Raw genomic sequence first — 17,424 nt, 5'->3', positions numbered from 1 at the left:
TATTGAACAGAGTTTTTTTCATGCGATTAGACTAACACCTTGTCTAATTATGGCTTATTTCGCCCGCAAACCCAATCAGGACAAGGGATATCGAAAAACTCGACCAACACGAAATGTCACTTAGCTCGTAATAGCACTGTTTTTCTTGTGATTGGTACATATTCTATGATCTCAATATGTCTGGCTCTTGGATGAATTCGTTGTTTCTTTGTGTTGACATAAAAAGGCGATTCAATGATTTGTAGCACCATACTGGAAGCGCTACTGCTGTTTCTCGTTTTCAAAGTGATTTTGTTTGTAATGAAATTACGGTTGGTTCGACCTATGGTTCGATTGTGATATTGAAGCGAGGTTAGAACTGAATGCATGCAACGCTGCCACTGTTGAAAGAGAGCGATTTTCCGGCGATTAGTCGAGCTCGGGTGGAGACTCTGCAGGTGAACCTTGGTTATCTCTGTAATCAGAGTTGTCTGCACTGCCATGTAAATGCCGGACCAAAGCGAAAAGAGCTAATGGATGAAACTACAGTAGAGACCGTGCTCACATATCTCAAAACACATCACATCAAAACACTCGATCTGACCGGTGGTGCGCCGGAGATGAATCCTCACTTTCGCCATCTGGTGAGTGGGGCGAGGGGGCTTGGTGTGCGTGTCATTGATCGCTGCAATCTGACTATCCTTGAAGAGCAGGGGTATGAGTGGGTTGGGCAGTTTCTGGCTGATCATGGGGTCGAGGTGGTGGCATCACTGCCCTGTTATCTGAGTGATAATGTTGATGCCCAGCGTGGCAAAGGTGTGTTTGAAAAAAGTATCCAGGCACTGAAGCGACTCAATGAGCTGGGCTACGGCGTTGAGGATTCGGGACTGACACTGACACTGGTCTATAATCCACAGGGGGCAAACCTGCCGCCATCCCAGGATGAGCTTGAAGCTGCCTATAAGCGGGAACTTCATCTGCGCTATGGCATCCTCTTTAACCAGCTGTTCACTATCACCAACATGCCGATCAAGAGATTTGGAAGTACACTTATTTCTCAAGGTAAATTCGCAAGTTACATGCAGTTGCTTAAAGAGGCTTATAGTGAAAGTAACCTGCCCGGTGTGATGTGTAGAAGCCTGATCAGTATCGACTGGCAGGGTTATGTTTTCGACTGCGATTTTAATCAGATGCTTGATCTGCCGATGCACAGCCGTGATGGAGAACGAACCCATCTTTGCGAGTTGATGCAGATCGATATCACTGGTCAGCCCATCGTTGTGATGGATCACTGTTACGGCTGTACTGCCGGGCAGGGCTCCAGCTGCGGCGGGGCACTGGAGGATTAAATGTCATTACGAGAAGAGCTTGAACAGTTTAACAGTGGATTCATTGCCCAGGTAGCCGAAGATGTAGTAAGCACCATGAACAGTGCGGTGCAGACGCTGGCTTCATCCGGTCTTGTCGATCTGGCACTAAAGGAGGGGCAGCACGCTCCCGATTTTGATCTGCCGGAGATTGGTGGTGAGAGAATCAGGCTCAGTGAACTGCTCAATGCTGGCCCTGTTGTCATCACATTTTATCGTGGCGGCTGGTGCCCATACTGTAATCTGGAGATGCAGGCCTTGCAGTCTGCGCTGCCTGAGATCGAAGCAGCCGGAGCTTGCCTGATTGCTATTGCCCCCGAATTGCCGAAGTTTGCATCTCAGACGCGGGATAAGGGTAACCTTACCTTTCCACTACTGAGCGATAGCAACAATGAGACAGCCAGAAGGTATGGTCTGGTGTTCACCTTGCCTGAGAGCCTCAGACCCATTTATGATGGTTTTGGTATCGATCTTCCAGCCAGTCATGGCAACAGCGACTTTGAACTACCGATGCCTGCCACCTATATTGTCGCGTCTGATGGCACCGTTGCCCATGCCTTTGTTGATGTGGACTACACCAAACGCATGGAACCATCCGAAATTATTAACATACTTAAGACCCTGTAAGACGGAGAAGATGATGAGTGTAAAAGCCGATAACGTGCGTCAACATGTACGTAAATCCTATGCGGAGGTGGCTGAAGCCAGTAATGATGGTGACTGCTGTGGCGTTGAATCAAGCTGTTGTGGTGTATCCGATGATGCGGTTATCAACACACTGATCTCAACACGGTTGGGTTACTCCGAGGATGATCTGACCAAGGTGCCTGATGGTGCTGATATGGGACTGGGTTGTGGAAACCCGCGTGCCATTGCCAGCCTGAAAGAGGGTGAAGTGGTGGTTGATCTGGGTAGTGGTGGTGGATTTGATGCCTTTCTGGCTGCCCATGAGGTTGGTGAGCGCGGTCATGTGATCGGTATCGACATGACCCCCACAATGCTCTCTAAAGCGCGTCACAACGCCGAGAAAGGTAAGTTCAGCAATGTCGAGTTTCGTCTTGCTGAAATCGAACATCTGCCGATTGCAGACAACACGGCTGACATCATCATCTCCAACTGTGTGATCAATCTTTCACCGCATAAGGAGCTGGTGTTTGCCGATGCGTTTCGCGTACTCAAACCCGGTGGCCGACTGGCAATATCTGATGTGGTCGCCACAGCCGAGATGCCGGATGAGATGAAAAATGATCCGGTGCTGCATGCCGGCTGTATGGCAGGTGCATCTCTGATCGATGAGCTGGAAGCCATGATGGCTGCGGCCGGTTTTGAGAAGATCAGCATTAAGCCTAAGGATGAGTCGCGTGAATTTATTCGTGACTGGGCACCGGGACGGGGCGTGGAGGCGTATGTGGTCTCTGCCTATATTGAAGCGGTGAAACCGGGTGGCTGCTGTAGTGATTCCGGGTGCTGTTAGGGTTTGTTTATAATTATTTGAAACCGTTGTAATAATCTGAGATCTGTTTCGACCTATCGTTCATCAATTCCCCAAAGGGGCATGAAGAGGAGATAGAATCATGAAACAGATGACCACTTTGGCTATAGCGACGCTGCTGACAATTGGCCTCTCAGCGGCACCGGCATTTGCCGGACACCACAAAAACCCCTGTAATCCATGCGCAGCGAATCCGTGTGCCATGAAGCATAATCCGTGTGAGATGAAGAAAAACCCATGTGATATGGGCAAGAAGAATCCGTGTGACATGAAGAGCCACAACCCATGCAATCCATGTGCTATGAACGATCACGGTAAACATTAATCCAGTTTGAGTGTTTGAATGAAAAGAGTCGCATTGCCTGAGGCAGTGTGGCTCTTTTTCGTTTTATGTAAGAAACGAACTGCTCATCCGACCACTACAACATTAGGGCCATTTCAGAAACAGATGCCCAAACAATGGAGGAGAGAGAACGATGAATAAATTAATTACCATGATGGCTGTTTTGATCATGAGTCTGGGTATGGTGGCAACATCTGCATCTGCTGGTAGCCATAATCCGTGTAACCCGTGTGCAATGAAAAACCCGTGTAGCATGAATCCTTGTTCGATGAAGAAGCATGCTAACCCATGCGGTATGAATCCGTGCGCTATGCCGAAAAAAGCTAATCCATGTGCGATGAATCCCTGCTCCATGCCAAAAAGTGCCAATCCATGTGCAATGAACCCGTGTGGTGCTGGCAATCCATGCAGCATGAACCCATGTTCAACAAGTCAGAAGGCACCACTTCGAGATAAAGCCTTTAAAAGTTTTAACGAAGCTGCCGCTGTGGGTAAAAAGATGTGGAACGATGAAAATCTCGGCACATCCGGTATGGCTTGTCTCTCTTGTCACTCCGACCATGAACTGCTGAACCTGGGTAAAAACCAGAACTATCCTCACTATGTGGAGATGGTGGGTGATGTGGTGACACTTGATCAGATGATCAACTACTGCATGATCAATCCTATGAAAGGCAAACAGTTCGAGAAGAATTCTAAAGAGATGACTGCCATGGCTGCCTACTTCCGTGCCTATCGCATGCAGTATATGAAAGAGAATCGTAAGTAACTTTTCAATAGAGTGAATTATAAAGAGGCAGTCTGCGGGCTGCCTCTCTTATCTGGGGCGTAGATGAAACAGATTTTGATGGCATTGGGGTTGATGGTTTGCGGTCTGATGCTGACGGCTGCTGCACTCGATCCCGGCTTGCCATCGAACTACTGGGACAACCCCAAAGCCACAGCTGGTAAAGCGCCACATGCATGGTCGAAGCTTGAGAAAGATATGCGGCCGGAAGCTTGTGCGCAGTGTCATAGTGAACAGTTTGATGACTGGAAGAGCAGTCTGCATGCCGCAGCCTACTCGCCAGGCACAGTTGGCCAGTTTCCCGATATGGGGCATGGCGCTGCCAATGCATGCCTGAATTGCCATGCGCCGCTTGCTGAACAGAAATTCAGCGATGATGAATCAATGCATAGATCGGTAGCGCTGTTGCTCAAACAGAAGCAGGGTTTTGATAGCGATGCGAACCTTGATGGTAAAAAAGTCCCGCTCACCCATGCAGGCGTAAGCTGTGCGAGCTGTCATGTGCGTGGCTGGCAACGTTTCGGGCCTCCACCTAAAGCGACTGGCGCAGTTGGCGTTCAACAGGGTTCTGCGCACGGTGGTTTTACCGCTACGCGTGATTTTGAATCATCACAGTTCTGCGCCTCCTGCCATCAGTTTCCAGATTCAATGGCGATTAATGGTAAACCGCTTGAGAATACCGTAACCGAGTGGAAAGAGAGTGCTTTCTCTAAGCAGGGCGTGACCTGCCAACAGTGCCATATGCCGGACAGAAAGCATCAGTTTCGAGGCATTCACGATCCGGAGATGGTCAGAAAGGGGCTTACCTTTGATCTCAAACAGCAGGGGGAGGTTGCGATCTTCTCCATCACATCAACATGGATTGGCCACGCGTTTCCCACCTATGTAACACCTCTGGTGATTGTCTCTGCAGAGGCGAAAGGCAGCAGTGGTGAATTGCTGAAGTCTTGGCAGTGGGAGATCGTGCGTGAAGTTGAGTATGACAACGGCTGGCAGGAGAAACGGGATACGCGCCTGGCATCTGGCGAAACCCGTAAGTTTATGACTAATGACCTGCCTGCCAGCTCGGAAAGTGTTCGCTTCTCTGTGACTGTTATTCCGGACAATTTTTATAAGGGGCTATATGAGAGCCTGCTATCCGGTGATCAGCAACCGGCAGCAAAAGTCCATATCAAACGTGCCAGAGCGCATGCGGATAAAAACGACTATCTGCTATTTGAACAGTCGATATCCATTGGGAAGAGATGATCTTCTACGCTCTTATTTCAGCCACGAATTGAAACTTGCTCTTGTTAAGCTGCAGCCCATAATCGGCTAACGTGATGTGGGGGAGAGTTATGATCAGAGTTATTGCCATATTTGGGGTCTTCATGCTGGGCCTCTCCACAGCCTCTGCGAGCGAAACGGAGATGGTTGATCCGCTAACGGGCATGGCGTTTGTACGGGTGTCTGCCGGTTGTTTCACGATCTCGGTTGATGCCAAAGCAGATAAGAGCAGTTCAGCTAAAACGGCGCATTCTAAACCATCGCTCATTATGCATAACGGCCCTGGTACAGAGTTTGTGCATGAAAATTCAGCCATTGATGAGGGCGATCTGCTGGCTGCTGATGATCTGCAGACAGAGGTGATTACCAATCAAACCGCTCAGGTCTGTCATAACAAGGCTTTCTGGATGGGCAAGTTTGAAGTGACACAGGGTCAGTATGAGAAGGTGATGGGTAGTAATCCCTCGGCGTTCAAGAGAGGGGATGATTACCCGGTTGAGCGAGTGAGCTGGCTCGATGCCCGTCAGTTTGTGCGTCTGCTCAATGAGAAGAGTGGTAATCAGTTCAGGCTGCCCAGTGAGTCGGAGTGGCAATATGCCGCCAGTAGCGGTGGTCAGGATGTGAAATACGGCGCTGCCGGAAAAGCTGCCGATGTGGCCTGGTATATGAAAAACAGTAGCAGCACACATGCGGTGGGTGGCAAAAAACCCAATGCACTCGGTCTCTATGATATGAGTGGTAATGTCTGGGAGTGGACCGCTGATTGCTGGAGTGAGCATCGCAACAACACACCGGCTGATGGCTCTGCTATGAGCAGTGGCAAATGTACGGCCAGAGTGCTCAAAGGTGGCTCATGGTACGATGCCGAGGACTATATCCGGATTTCCGCACGTCTCTGGAACGATACCGACAGATCAGACAATAATAGCGGCTTCCGTCTGGTTCTCGACTAGCTCTAGCCCCAAATGAGCCCATTCGGCGTTGTTTCTCTATAACTATCGCACCCATTCAATCAACACCCATTGATTGAATGGGTTTGCTCAGCTAGTAAATCCGGCGGCTGGATGTAGCTTGCCGATCATGTCTGTACGCCAAGCTGCTATTGAAATCCTGAATAAAGTTTTTACCAACAAGGTAAAGGCGGGTGAGGCGCTTGAATCACTTGGCTCCTCTTTCACTGATCGTGACCGACGCCTGCTGCATGAGATGGTCTATGGCGTGTTGCGTCGTTTCTATTCGCTGGAGGCAGATTTCTCTCGTTTCTGCAAAATAAAACCCGATCCGGTTGCCCATACCGCACTGCTGATCGCCACCTATCAGATACGGCATATGCGTGTTCCAAGCCACGCCGCAGTCTCTGAAACGGTAACGGCAGTCTATAAGATGAGCCCGAAAGCCGTAGGTTTTGTCAATGCGGTTCTGCGCAAGGTGGCAGAGCGTGCGCCACCGAAAAAACTGAGACCGCATCAGCGCGATGAGCTGCCGAAATGGGTCTATGCCGCATGGCGCGACGCATTTGGTGCAGATGTTGTACACCAGTTCAGTCAGACGCTGAAGAGCCCTCCCAAGCTTGCACTGGCTCTGTTTATTGATCGCGACAGCTGGATTGAACAAGCCAGAGCCATGGGTTTTGAAGCTACAGCAGGGGAGTTGTCACCCTGCGCCGTACTGCTCGATTCAGGCACTGATGTCACGTCTCTGCCCGGTTATGAGGAAGGTCACTTCACTGTGATGGATCAGGCAGCACAGGCAGCTGTGATGGCGCTTGAGCCGTCAAAAGGCGATGGCCTGATTCTCGATGTTTGTGCTGCACCCGGTGGCAAGACAGCGCTCTTATCCCACCGTTTTCCCGATGCTACTATTCTTGCGGTGGAGCTCAATGCACGGCGCATTCCTCGTCTGGCTGAAAATCTGAATCGACTGCAGTGTGAGAATGTCACCATTGTGCAATCTGATGGTCTTAATCTGCCGCTGCCTGATGGCAGTGTGGATGCCATTGTGCTTGATGCCCCGTGTTCTGCTTCGGGTATTCTGCGCCGTCACCCCGATGCCAAATTTCTGCATGATGATCAGGAAGTCACAAAACTGGCTGCCCTGCAGAAGACGATGTTGAGTGAATCCTTAAGGGTACTCAGAGCCGATGGGGCGATGGTCTATGCTGTCTGCTCTATTCACCCGCAAGAGAATGAGCAGGTGATTGAATCGGTTGTCGGAGTGAAGGATCAAAGGCGACTGTTTCCCTCTGAAGAGCATGATGGCTTCTTTTTTGCCCGTATCGGTGGTGGTCAATCGTAATGAGTGACAACGAATTCTCGCTGATCGACAGCCATTTTAAGGGCAAAGGGGGGGAGGCACATCCATTCACCTCTTTTTCTATTGGTGATGATGCATCTATTCATCGTCCGAGTAGCGGCATGGAGCTGGTGATTAGCACCGACACCTCAGTGGAAGGTGTGCACTGGCCGGATGACTACTCGCGTGTGAAAGCTGCGGATCGCGCTGTCTGCTCGGCCCTTTCTGATCTGGCCGCGATGGGGGCGACTCCTGTTGCTGTCTGGGTTAATGTGATGGCTCGGGATAAGAGATCGGTGAAGAAGATGGCCAAAGGTGTAACCCGTGCCCTGAAGCGCTACAACGTCGAGCTGGTGGGTGGTGATACCTGCAGCTCAAAGGTGAACGCATTGGCAGTCACAGTTGCCGGTGAGCTTGCCGAGGGCTCTGCCATGCGGCGCGATGCTGCAAATCCTGCAGATAACCTCTGGCTGGCTGGAAGGGTTGGTTTTCATGCGCTGGGCCTGCAACAGTGGCTAAATGGCCAGTGCGATGGCGAATATGTCCACTGCATGGATGAGATCAGACCGCTGCTCTCAGCAGGTATGCAGTTACGTCAGATGGGCGTGGCCTGCTGCATCGATGTCAGTGATGGCCTGCTGCAGGATGCCGGGCATCTGGCGGCTGCTTCCGGAGTTGGTATCAATATCGAGGTAACGCAGGTGCCGCAGTGGCAGCAGATGTGTGAGGCTGTTGGAGCGGAACGATTCATGGATTCGGTACTGCATGGTGGTGAGGATTATGCACTGCTCTTTACCGCACCTGCCGATATGACCTTTGATAATGAACTGGCTGTAAACATCGGCAGTTGTCGCGAAGGTGAGGGCGTACACCTTTACCGGGATGGTGAACGCTGCAGTGTGAAAAAGAGAGGGTTTCTGCATTTTGGCTGAGGCGCGATCCATACACCACTGGCTGGCCGCCGGTTTAGGGAGTGGCTGGTTGCCGAAAGCGCCCGGTACATGGGGTTCTCTGGCTTCACTGCTGCCTGCTTGGCTCATCATCGAACAGTTTGGGGTTTTGACCCTGCTGACGGGTTCGCTGCTGCTGCTGCTGATCGGATGCTGGAACTGTTATGTTGTGCTGCCAACGCTCAAGGATAAAGATCCCGGCTGGATCGTAATTGATGAGTGGGCAGGGCAGTGGTTGGCGCTGGCGCTGATTCTACTGCTGCTCAATATTTCGCTGCTGTCTGCGATATGCCTCGCATTTATCGCGTTTAGGGGTTTTGATATTTTAAAGCCGTGGCCGATCTCCCGAATTGAAACCATGGGACCACCGTGGTGGTCGATTATGGCCGATGATATTGCTGCCGGTCTGATCGGAGCTGCCGTGGTGATCGCTGGTTGCCTGATGCTGGGATTGTTATGACGATACATGCGCAATGGATTATCAGTGAAAGTGCACTGCACAATCTCAGTTGTGCAGGTGTAACAACCGGTTGGTTAAAAGCATGGGTTCGCTCTGCTGGTGCTGAATCGGTCTCGATCTATCCTCTGGAATCTTCCGGCTGGCAAAGTGAGGCGGCACAGTGGCGTATCTTTTTTGCTGATGAGATGGAGCTGGTTCACTCGGCTCAACTGCTCGGTTTAAAGCTCGATGCCGAACATGAAGAGAGCCATGAAGCGTATGACACATCTCCGCTGCTGCTGGAGAATCCACAACGCATCTGTTGGAGTTATCGGCAGGGGAATAGATCCATTCTCTTTATATCGCCCGGAGATATAGCGTATCAGCGAGCCGCTTACCTGAAACATATCAATGGCAATAAACCGCTGCTTCAGCTTGCTGTCTTTGCCGATGAGGGCGGTGAGTTTGCATTGGAGCCGGGGCTGACTGGGAGCTTACTTATCCCGCAACAGCCTCTGCCTGAGTTTGCCATCAATACCGAAGGGCGATTGATCGAAGAGCAGGTGGTTGATCTTCTGCGCCAGCATAAACTTCGTCTGCGCACAGCCGAATCGTGTACATCCGGCGCCATTGCAGCGCGCATCGGTCGACTGCCCGGCGCATCGGATGTACTGGATCGTTCGTGGGTGACCTACAGCAATGAGGCGAAAATAGAGGAGCTTGGCGTAACACCTGAACTTATCGAAGAATTTGGTGCTGTAAGCGCTGAGGTTGTCTCTGCGATGGCAGAAGGTGGCAGTGCCGATAGTTTTGCCTGCATCGGGGTTAGCGGCATTGCAGGGCCTGCTGGCGGCTCTGATGATAAACCGGTCGGCTCAGTTTGGATTGCTGTCGCACTGCCCGGTGAAAAGGCAGTGAGTCAGCTGTTAAACCTTTGTGGTAGCCGCTCCGAGATTCAGTGGCGCACAGTTAACGCAGCGCTGACTCTTCTGCTCGCTGAGGTGGAAAAATCTCACCGGTAATTCTGATTTAGGCTGCTATGCTTAGCTTCATGGGAGGTTTGCCATGAAAAAGTTCTCTATTGTTCTGATCGCCATGCTGCTGCTTGTCTCCTGTAAAACGCAGGTTGTGGGGTTGCAGCAGGATCACTCATTTACCTACGCCAATGCTCTGCAGGCTGGCTTTGTTGCTGGTGGCGTTGTCTCGCTGGTTGATAGCCTGAATGATCAGCAGCGCATGCTCTACAGCGAAATCATGGTCCGTGAGTTTGCTGATGAACGACCCGGATTCAGCTTTATTCGTAGTGGTGCACTGATTTCAGCCTTCTCGCTACAGCAGTATGGGGCATGGCTGGATGCTTTCCAGTTAACCGGTGAGATCAGTGAACCCTTTGCCAGTGCAGTAAAAGTCAGTTTCCCCAAAGCCCGTTATCTGATGCTCTGTCGCATCGAAGAGAATCGTATTACGCAGGAGCATAGCGAGCGTGAAACTGATGTGGCCGATTCTGAAGAGGATCGAAAGAAGGGTGAGTATGAATATGTGCAGGTGGATATCTCTTTGACCACCACCCGTCAGGTCGGGGCGAGACTTACTATTTTTGATCTGCAACAGCATGTTGTCGCCTGGTCAGGTTATGTCGTGAAATCTGAAACCAACAGCAATGACTCCTCGCGCACCTTCAATAAGCAGAACCGCTGGCGGGATGAGTTTGTTGATGACTTCTTAAATGCAATGATCGGGATTGATAATCAGGGATATCCTGAAGCGCCAGCCATTGAAAGCGTACTGGCCAGCCTCTTCGAAGGTTTTGCCGAGAATATGCCCGAGAAAAAGAGCTGACTCTTAGAGTAGTTTCAGAACATAGTGATCGATTGGGTCAGACACGATTGATATTGAACTTGCTCTACTGGTCCTGTTTTTGGGCGAAAGAGGGTGTTTAATCGTTTTGTTTTTTTAATGGTTTAATCGGAAAATTTGAAGCTGTTTTCTTTCATGATCTCCTTGATGGATTCCAGTCGTTACAGTAGATTTTATGAAGCTTGTTTTGGGCCTTAGGTGCCTAATAAAAAGGGGATGATGATGTCAGATACAGTTTCAGTAGAAGTAACGGATGCAGACTATAAAGCCCTTAAAAGTGCAGTTTCGGCAATCAAATCTATGGTCTCAACCTTTGGTGGTACGGACTCAGAACTCTTTGAAGAGTTAGTGACTCTCAAGGCGTTGAAAAAGCGCATTAAAGCTGCACAGGCTGCGGCTAACTAATAAAACCCTGTTCAACAGAAAATATCTACAGCGCCATTATTTTAATTTGTAATAAACTGGTTGCTCCTCCGACTCCTTATTAGTTCGAAGATGTTTGGAGGATATGGCAGTGAATACAATGTTTCACATTATAGATGATGAAGTGACTCTCTCTACGTTAATGGTGGAGCTGTTGGAGTCGGCAGGCTATCAGGCAGTAGATTTTTCAGATCCACTTGAATATCTCAAGTTTGTAGATAGCAGCCATTATTTTCCGCCTCTAGCTATTATTACAGATGTCCGAATGCCTAAGATGGGTGGTTATGAGTTAATCGACAGCGTGCGGGAGAGGTATCCTCAACAGAGAGTTATCGTTGTTTCCGGTGATGATAGAGGGGATGAGGCTCGCAATAGAGAGGTTTGTCATTTTTTAACGAAACCTGTTTCCCCTGATACTCTTTTCGAATTAGCAGGTACGATATCCAGATGCGAAGAGGCACATGCCTCAGGTGCGGATGTTAAATGTCAAAAATTGAAACGGGCCTTCTCTTCGGATGCTCAACACTGCGCGCAGGACTGTTTTGCAATTAATTGTGAATAAATCCCTCAAGCTATGACATGAAGTTGCTTAAGGAATCGCTGATTTATTCAGCGATTCCGTGCAGTCCATGGACGGACTTCCAAGCCGGCCGCGTAAGTGGCTGGTTTGTAAGCAAGAGAAAAACGACGTTTTTTCTTTTGTGAACTGATTTTTGGCAGGAGCCAACAAATCAGTATCTCCTTAGAACGCCTGCCGTTGCAGATCATCTTTCGGATGGGCTTCGATCAACAGGTCTTTGCCGTAGGTGATCGGGCCGAAGATGGTGTCGATGGTGGGGCGCACCTTCAGGGCTACCCCCTGAGGAATGGCGCCATCCTCACCGGCAAAAGCGAGAGCCAGCTCAAGCATATCCATCACCGATTTTTCATTGAAGAATTCAAACATATTCAGGCTGAGATTAAGCGGGATATCCTGCGACTCTCCGGCTGCCAGTCTGATGTTTTTCTCCATGCTGCCGCTGATGGTATCGCGGCCATCGAGCACCAGCGTCCAATCCATGCGGGTCAACTTGGCAGCCACTTGGTTGGCCAGTGGATTCTCCGATTTCAGATGCAGGGTGAGGTTTAGTGGCAGCTCTTCACGAGAGAGAGCCATGCTGGCTCGGGCCATCTGGAACATATTGATCTCTTCAAGTGAATCGATCTGCATCAGGTCGATGCCTGCCAGGCGTACTGCGGAGACATGATCAAGCGAGAACTTCACTTTGGAGAGGTCGGTGGGTTGCATCAATGTGGCGCAACCGGAGATAAACAGGGTACTTATCATGATAGTGATCAGTGAAAATCGGTTTCTCAGTTTCATATTGGGCTCTCCTCTGCGGGTGACTGAGGCGAGTATAGATCAAGTGATATATATATGTGTGTGATATATTGCACTGGTAGTGCAGTGATCCCTCGAATCAGGGTTTGTTTTCACTATTTTACGGTCAGAATCTTCTCGGCACGGGCCAGATCAGCAGGGGTATCAACGCCGATACAGTGGAAATCACCAACAGTAACGGCGATATCGTAGCCGTGATGCAATACGCGCAGCTGCTCCAGCTGCTCGGTCTCTTCTGCTTCACACGCTGCCAGTGAGGGGTAGATCAGCAGAAACTCTTTGCGATAGGCGTAAAGGCCGACATGTTGCAGGGCATTGGAGCTGCCTGAGCGGGGGAAGGGGATCGCTGCGCGACTGAAATATTGGGCGCGCCCCTTGGCATTGCAGACCACCTTGACCACATTGGCATCATGCAGATCAGCATCCTCTCTGACCGGATGCGCCAGTGTTGCCATCGGCAGGTAGGCATCATCTTTGAACGGTTCCACCACAGCGCGGATAGCCACCGGATCAATCAGCGGTTCATCACCCTGCACATTGACCACCACATCACAGGCAATATCACGCACTGCCTGAGCAAGGCGGTTACTGCCATTGGGATGATCAGCATCGGTCATGCAGGCGATCACACCACATTTTTTAGCAATCGCTGCAATGCGATCATCATCGGTGGCAACAAACACAGGCCCAAGCTCTGCAGCCACAGCTTTTTCGATGACATGAACAATCATCGGTTTGCCGGCCAGCAGCGCCAGTGGTTTGCCGGGAAAACGGGTGGAGCCCATACGGGCAGGAATACCAATGGCGATTTTCATGATATTTGACACTGATGCCCCAGGGCACTCTCTCTTGCGCATGCGCAATTCACCTTGTCGATGCAGATGAACACTGATTTAAACAAGTAAACATTTATACCCAAGTGTGTTGAAGTAGCTTTACCTAGGTTATTACCATCTGTGAATATCTGCGTATATCTGTGTCTAAAAACCATTAGTGCGCCTCGATTTCTGACCAGTCAGCGGTTGCCGTGCCGACTTTACCGACTACCACGCCAGCAGCACGGTTGGCAATCTGGGCCGCAGTCAGTGCATTGTCCCCTCTGGCCAGACAGGCTGTGAATACAGCAATCACTGTGTCACCTGCTCCGGTTACATCAAACACATCACGGGCAGCAGTGGGAATATGGTGGCTCTGTTTGCCGTCATAGAGTGTCATGCCGCGCTCAGAGCGGGTAAGCAGCACATATTCAAGATCGAGATCGTCATGCAGTTTTTCGGCAATCGCTTCGGCATGAGCATCACTGTTGATCGCCTCCATACCTGCCATGGCTGCAGCTTCAGTGAGGTTAGGGGTAATGAAGGTGGCACCGCGATAGGCGTCGGTGTGTTCCGGTTTGGGATCAACGCCGATAATGCCGCCCTGAAGTTTTTCAATAAGCTGACGAATGAAGTCGGGGGTAAGTACCCCTTTACCGTAATCAGAGAGAATGGTGGCAGTGGCACTTGGCAGCATGTCTTCAACATGGGTGAGGATGCGTGCCTGAGTCTCTGGCAGTGCTGCCTGCGTCCATTCGCGGTCATAACGCACCACCTGCTGGTGGCGGGCGATAATGCGGGTTTTGATGGCAGTAGGGCGGTCATTGGCTTTGGTGATGACACCACTATTATCTGAATCGAGTTCGGAGAGTCTGGTGTGTACCCATTGGCCCGCTTCATCATTACCAACCAGTCCGAACATGGCAGACCGGGTTTCCAGTGCATGCAGATTACGCACCACATTGGCTGAACCGCCAAGTCTTCGATCAATCTCATTGACCGATACCACCGGAACAGGGGCTTCAGGCGAAATACGTGTGACATCGCCCCAGATAAATTCATCTACAATGATATCGCCAATAACCAGAATCATATGGTTTCGCTCCCCGTCATTAAGGTTGCCAGTAGAGGTAGGTATGGTTGCCCTGAAGCCGCCAATACTTTTTCAATTCACCGAGCTTCGGATCCTCTACCTCACTAATAATGTAGACGCCGCGCTCCTTACTATCATACCAGCGCATATACTCATCATGCGGCGTACGCACATTTATATAACAGCCAATACTCAAACCTGTGGAGACATCATTCTGAGTGCGAATGGGTTTGCCATCGGCAATCTGCATAATATCTTCAACAACTGCGCGAATGTCACGTTCGGGTCGCCAATCCTTGATGTAGGGAAGGGCAGCAAAGCTGAATGGAATTTTGATAATGATGATGAAAATCATCACCTTAAAGATAAGCGCAGTGCGCTTGCTGTTTAGCTGCAGTGTCAGACCAGTAAGCACCAGCGCCAGCAGTCCATAGAATGGAACAAGATAACGTGCCGTGCCGGTGGCAGAGAGCCAGAAGGGTAGCAAGCACAACAGCAGGATATAGATCAGGGTCTTGGCATCACGGTCAATATGGTAGCGCTGTTTCTCTTTCAGATAGAACCAGATAAGTAGCAGGGTGAGAGGAAAGGCGCGACCAAGAAAGAGCAGTGGATAGCTAAGCCAGTGGCTGACATAACTCATCAGACTGTAACCCAGGAAATTGCGCAGCGCATCACCAACAGCAACGCTGGTATTACCGCCGCCATCAAGGATCAGGTTCTGATATATCCATGGCAGCGTGAAACTAGCCAGAGCCGGAATGATATACAGTGGTTTTATCAGTAAATGCCAGCGTTGATAGCGCCAGAGAAGAATTAGTCCTGCTGAGATATACATGACATAACAGCTGATATTTTTAGTCAGAAAGGCGAGCGAGATAAGCAGTAGCGAGATCAGCACCCACTTCACACTTTCATCTTCAACGGCAACCCAGAGAGCGGATATGGCGGCAAAGATAAAGAAGCCGAAGGTGGCATCGGCATAACCGAGCCAGCCATACCAGAATGAGATCTCACCCATGGTCAGGTAGATCAGTGCTCCCAGCCATGGGGCATGCATCTGTTCAGGAAAGAGGCGGCGAGTCATGAAAAATACCACAGTAGCAGATCCGAGTGTGGCTGATACCGAGACAATTCGGGTGGCAATCTCCAGATGTTGCCAGCTAATCACTTGAGCAACTGCGATAATTAGCCAGTTAAACAGAGGTGTCTTGGGCCAAGCAAAGCCAAAAACAGATTGGTGCCACCAGTGCTCATCGACAAATATCTCGTAAGAACCGAGTGCGTAATAGCTCTCTTCCGCCACATATTGCATGACCGGTAGGGGCAGAAACATGACAATGGCTGCAGCCAGCAGGGTATATTTGAGATAGTTTAGATTATACATGTTTAGCCGAAACCATGATCTGATAGGTATAAGGGACGCGCAGCAGGTCATGTCGCAGTGTCGATGAGATATCACCGAAGTGGGCAGAAGCCAGTTCAGTGTATCCCTTTTCATCGCGAACATCCTGACCACGGTCATGGGCAATTAGCCAATGGGCGATCGATGACTGACCGGGTGCAAAGCAGGGGTCGACCGTAATGACTTGGCCATCCTGATCCAGAGCCTGGGCTGCAATATCAAACAGGGTAGAAGCTTCAGGGTCATCAAGATGATGCAAAACGCCAAAGGCGAGCACGACATCAAATTTACCCAGGTGATCCAGATGTGCGCTGTTCACCAGGTCAGCAAAGAATTTACCCCTGTGGCCAAAACGGGATCTGGCCTGCTCAATGTATTCAGGTGAGGCATCAAAGCCGACGTAGTGAATGTCTTCAGGCAAAAATTCAAGAATTTCAGCGGTGCCGCAACCGATATCGAGGATTCTTAAACCTTTGTCTTTTGGAAAAAAGTCACGAACCAGTAGTCGTCTGGCTTTTCTGACACCTAAGAAATTCTGTGTAAAATTGTAGATGGCCGGATGCGATAGAATGCTGCGGATGCCGCTGGTTATCTGTGCCATTACTTAATTCCTGCACGATGAATCTCAAAGATCATCGGTGTCGATAGTGAGGCCGGGATGCTGCTGACCAACTGCCTGAATGGCGACTTGACCACCAGGTTAGCAATGAATGATATCAATCCCTGATGGCGTTTCTGGAAGACTGGGTCATCATGAATGCGCTGAAAGGCTTTATATAATAGTCCTTTATCGAAAGCACAGATCAAATCCTGATTGCGGCAAAAACATCTTATCTGGCCACAGGTAATAAAGTTTAGTGAGTGCCAGATCTCAAGGTCTGCATCTCTGTTGAGAAACAGGCGTTCACTCAAATTTCGGAAGTGACGAAACACAGGTGTGCCATAGTGGGGTTCATAAGGAACTGTATAGTTGGGGCAGGCATGGCGCATTTTTCCATCAGAAGTTAACACATTGGCCATGGCCGCGATGGCTACAGACCATTCGGGAATATGCTCCATGACATTATTACTGAAGATCAGATCAAAGTTGCCATGCTCATTCTCAGATAATTGCTGTGCTGGTATGGTCAGTAGATCAAGTTGTAGTGTGGAGAAGTGATCCAGAATCGCATCTCTAGTTTGCTCAAAGATTCCGTAACCACCGATAGCAGGTTCCAGCGCAGTGATGGGATAATCTTGTTGTTTGAGAAACAGGCTCAGCAGGCAGAGACCGGCGCCAACTTCAAGGATACAATCAGCTTTAGCAAGGTGATCAGCAACCAGTTCAAGAGAGACCTGACTCTCATTAGCGTATGTGTTGAGTAGTGCCAGAATTTCACTGGCAGGTTTACCAGTTTTAAATGCCACATCTGAGGCAATGGCTTCAAATGGAATCTGCTCCAGAAATGTTTGCAGTGCGGGTTTTAGTGTGTTGATGGAGTTCATAGGTGTGATGAGTGCGAAGCTATCATGAGCGAGTTATTCATTTCAATGTC

The 17,424-nt window shown here is 49.9% G+C and carries 20 protein-coding genes; 14 read left to right on the top strand and 6 right to left on the bottom strand.

The window, feature by feature from the left end:
- Window positions 1-362 precede the first annotated feature (362 nt).
- From arsS to F3F96_RS09910, 14 genes are all read left to right on the top strand, one after another.
- Window positions 363-1,328: an arsenosugar biosynthesis radical SAM (seleno)protein ArsS gene (gene arsS / locus F3F96_RS09975; RefSeq protein ID WP_176963105.1), complete on the top strand. Its 966-nt coding sequence runs from the start codon at window positions 363-365 to the stop codon at window positions 1,326-1,328.
- Window positions 1,329-1,973, top strand: coding sequence for a peroxiredoxin-like family protein (locus tag F3F96_RS09970; protein ID WP_176963104.1), 645 nt, complete (start codon window positions 1,329-1,331; stop codon window positions 1,971-1,973).
- Window positions 1,974-1,983: 10 nt separating this feature from the next.
- A complete protein-coding gene (locus tag F3F96_RS09965; protein ID WP_176963103.1) occupies window positions 1,984-2,820 on the top strand; it encodes an arsenite methyltransferase in 837 nt (278 codons plus the stop codon).
- A gap of 100 nt (window positions 2,821-2,920) precedes the next feature.
- On the top strand, window positions 2,921-3,163 hold the full coding sequence (locus F3F96_RS09960) for a hypothetical protein (RefSeq protein WP_176963102.1): 243 nt from the start codon (window positions 2,921-2,923) through the stop codon (window positions 3,161-3,163).
- 151 nt (window positions 3,164-3,314) lie between these two features.
- Complete coding sequence (locus F3F96_RS09955) at window positions 3,315-3,950, top strand: hypothetical protein (RefSeq protein WP_176963101.1); 636 nt, start codon at window positions 3,315-3,317, stop codon at window positions 3,948-3,950.
- 63 nt (window positions 3,951-4,013) lie between these two features.
- Window positions 4,014-5,216: a multiheme c-type cytochrome gene (locus F3F96_RS09950; protein ID WP_176963100.1), complete on the top strand. Its 1,203-nt coding sequence runs from the start codon at window positions 4,014-4,016 to the stop codon at window positions 5,214-5,216.
- 89 nt (window positions 5,217-5,305) lie between these two features.
- Entirely contained in the window at window positions 5,306-6,187 is an 882-nt protein-coding gene (locus tag F3F96_RS09945) for an SUMF1/EgtB/PvdO family nonheme iron enzyme (RefSeq protein WP_176963099.1), read from the top strand.
- A gap of 127 nt (window positions 6,188-6,314) precedes the next feature.
- Window positions 6,315-7,529, top strand: a complete 1,215-nt coding sequence (locus tag F3F96_RS09940; RefSeq protein WP_176963098.1) for a transcription antitermination factor NusB — start codon at window positions 6,315-6,317, stop codon at window positions 7,527-7,529.
- Window positions 7,529-8,458, top strand: coding sequence for a thiamine-phosphate kinase (thiL, locus tag F3F96_RS09935; RefSeq protein ID WP_176963097.1), 930 nt, complete (start codon window positions 7,529-7,531; stop codon window positions 8,456-8,458). Before F3F96_RS09940 ends, thiL begins: the two co-directional genes overlap by 1 nt.
- On the top strand, window positions 8,451-8,936 hold the full coding sequence (locus F3F96_RS09930; protein ID WP_186338953.1) for a phosphatidylglycerophosphatase A: 486 nt from the start codon (window positions 8,451-8,453) through the stop codon (window positions 8,934-8,936). The genes thiL and F3F96_RS09930 overlap by 8 nt, the downstream gene beginning before the upstream one ends.
- Window positions 8,933-9,937 (top strand): CinA family protein, encoded by a 1,005-nt coding sequence (locus F3F96_RS09925; protein ID WP_176963096.1) that lies wholly within the window; start codon window positions 8,933-8,935, stop codon window positions 9,935-9,937. The genes F3F96_RS09930 and F3F96_RS09925 overlap by 4 nt, the downstream gene beginning before the upstream one ends.
- A 43-nt stretch (window positions 9,938-9,980) precedes the next feature.
- Window positions 9,981-10,754, top strand: coding sequence for a hypothetical protein (locus F3F96_RS09920; protein ID WP_176963095.1), 774 nt, complete (start codon window positions 9,981-9,983; stop codon window positions 10,752-10,754).
- 240 nt (window positions 10,755-10,994) lie between these two features.
- Window positions 10,995-11,177: a hypothetical protein gene (locus F3F96_RS09915; protein WP_176963094.1), complete on the top strand. Its 183-nt coding sequence runs from the start codon at window positions 10,995-10,997 to the stop codon at window positions 11,175-11,177.
- A gap of 118 nt (window positions 11,178-11,295) precedes the next feature.
- Window positions 11,296-11,757 (top strand): response regulator, encoded by a 462-nt coding sequence (locus tag F3F96_RS09910; protein WP_241697780.1) that lies wholly within the window; start codon window positions 11,296-11,298, stop codon window positions 11,755-11,757.
- 180 nt (window positions 11,758-11,937) lie between these two features.
- On the opposite strand, the gene F3F96_RS09905 is transcribed toward F3F96_RS09910, so the two are convergent.
- The 6 genes from F3F96_RS09905 to F3F96_RS09880 form a co-directional block, all read right to left on the bottom strand.
- Complete coding sequence (locus F3F96_RS09905) at window positions 11,938-12,558, bottom strand: hypothetical protein (protein WP_176963092.1); 621 nt, start codon at window positions 12,556-12,558, stop codon at window positions 11,938-11,940.
- Between the two features lie 113 nt (window positions 12,559-12,671).
- Window positions 12,672-13,391, bottom strand: a complete 720-nt coding sequence (gene kdsB / locus F3F96_RS09900) for a 3-deoxy-manno-octulosonate cytidylyltransferase (protein ID WP_176963091.1) — start codon at window positions 13,389-13,391, stop codon at window positions 12,672-12,674.
- A 175-nt stretch (window positions 13,392-13,566) separates the two neighbouring features.
- Window positions 13,567-14,484 (bottom strand): D-glycero-beta-D-manno-heptose-7-phosphate kinase, encoded by a 918-nt coding sequence (gene rfaE1 / locus F3F96_RS09895; RefSeq protein WP_176963090.1) that lies wholly within the window; start codon window positions 14,482-14,484, stop codon window positions 13,567-13,569.
- A 19-nt stretch (window positions 14,485-14,503) separates the two neighbouring features.
- Window positions 14,504-15,871, bottom strand: a complete 1,368-nt coding sequence (locus tag F3F96_RS09890; RefSeq protein ID WP_176963089.1) for a glycosyltransferase family 39 protein — start codon at window positions 15,869-15,871, stop codon at window positions 14,504-14,506.
- A complete protein-coding gene (locus tag F3F96_RS09885) occupies window positions 15,864-16,490 on the bottom strand; it encodes a bifunctional 2-polyprenyl-6-hydroxyphenol methylase/3-demethylubiquinol 3-O-methyltransferase UbiG (RefSeq protein WP_176963088.1) in 627 nt (208 codons plus the stop codon). The genes F3F96_RS09890 and F3F96_RS09885 overlap by 8 nt, the downstream gene beginning before the upstream one ends.
- A complete protein-coding gene (locus F3F96_RS09880) occupies window positions 16,490-17,374 on the bottom strand; it encodes a bifunctional 2-polyprenyl-6-hydroxyphenol methylase/3-demethylubiquinol 3-O-methyltransferase UbiG (RefSeq protein ID WP_176963087.1) in 885 nt (294 codons plus the stop codon). The genes F3F96_RS09885 and F3F96_RS09880 overlap by 1 nt, the downstream gene beginning before the upstream one ends.
- Window positions 17,375-17,424 lie beyond the last annotated feature (50 nt).

This window comes from Mariprofundus sp. NF (genome assembly GCF_013387455.1).
Lineage (GTDB): Bacteria > Pseudomonadota > Zetaproteobacteria > Mariprofundales > Mariprofundaceae > Mariprofundus.
Note: the sequence above shows the minus strand (reverse complement) of the source record. Positions and strands in the feature narration are given on the sequence as shown.

Bases quoted from the DNA above. Each gene is read 5' to 3' on its own strand.
- arsS (WP_176963105.1), top strand. From the start codon at position 363: ATGCATGCAACGCTGCCACTGTTGAAAGAGAGCGATTTTCCGGCGATT.
- F3F96_RS09970 (WP_176963104.1), top strand. From the start codon at position 1,329: ATGTCATTACGAGAAGAGCTTGAACAGTTTAACAGTGGATTCATTGCC.
- F3F96_RS09965 (WP_176963103.1), top strand. From the start codon at position 1,984: ATGATGAGTGTAAAAGCCGATAACGTGCGTCAACATGTACGTAAATCC.
- F3F96_RS09960 (WP_176963102.1), top strand. From the start codon at position 2,921: ATGAAACAGATGACCACTTTGGCTATAGCGACGCTGCTGACAATTGGC.
- F3F96_RS09955 (WP_176963101.1), top strand. From the start codon at position 3,315: ATGAATAAATTAATTACCATGATGGCTGTTTTGATCATGAGTCTGGGT.
- F3F96_RS09950 (WP_176963100.1), top strand. From the start codon at position 4,014: ATGAAACAGATTTTGATGGCATTGGGGTTGATGGTTTGCGGTCTGATG.
- F3F96_RS09945 (WP_176963099.1), top strand. From the start codon at position 5,306: ATGATCAGAGTTATTGCCATATTTGGGGTCTTCATGCTGGGCCTCTCC.
- F3F96_RS09940 (WP_176963098.1), top strand. From the start codon at position 6,315: ATGTCTGTACGCCAAGCTGCTATTGAAATCCTGAATAAAGTTTTTACC.
- thiL (WP_176963097.1), top strand. From the start codon at position 7,529: ATGAGTGACAACGAATTCTCGCTGATCGACAGCCATTTTAAGGGCAAA.
- F3F96_RS09925 (WP_176963096.1), top strand. From the start codon at position 8,933: ATGACGATACATGCGCAATGGATTATCAGTGAAAGTGCACTGCACAAT.
- F3F96_RS09920 (WP_176963095.1), top strand. From the start codon at position 9,981: ATGAAAAAGTTCTCTATTGTTCTGATCGCCATGCTGCTGCTTGTCTCC.
- F3F96_RS09915 (WP_176963094.1), top strand. From the start codon at position 10,995: ATGTCAGATACAGTTTCAGTAGAAGTAACGGATGCAGACTATAAAGCC.
- F3F96_RS09910 (WP_241697780.1), top strand. From the start codon at position 11,296: ATGTTTCACATTATAGATGATGAAGTGACTCTCTCTACGTTAATGGTG.
- F3F96_RS09905 (WP_176963092.1), bottom strand. From the start codon at position 12,558: ATGAAACTGAGAAACCGATTTTCACTGATCACTATCATGATAAGTACC.
- kdsB (WP_176963091.1), bottom strand. From the start codon at position 13,391: ATGAAAATCGCCATTGGTATTCCTGCCCGTATGGGCTCCACCCGTTTT.
- rfaE1 (WP_176963090.1), bottom strand. From the start codon at position 14,484: ATGATTCTGGTTATTGGCGATATCATTGTAGATGAATTTATCTGGGGC.
- F3F96_RS09890 (WP_176963089.1), bottom strand. From the start codon at position 15,871: ATGTATAATCTAAACTATCTCAAATATACCCTGCTGGCTGCAGCCATT.
- F3F96_RS09885 (WP_176963088.1), bottom strand. From the start codon at position 16,490: ATGGCACAGATAACCAGCGGCATCCGCAGCATTCTATCGCATCCGGCC.
- F3F96_RS09880 (WP_176963087.1), bottom strand. From the start codon at position 17,374: ATGAACTCCATCAACACACTAAAACCCGCACTGCAAACATTTCTGGAG.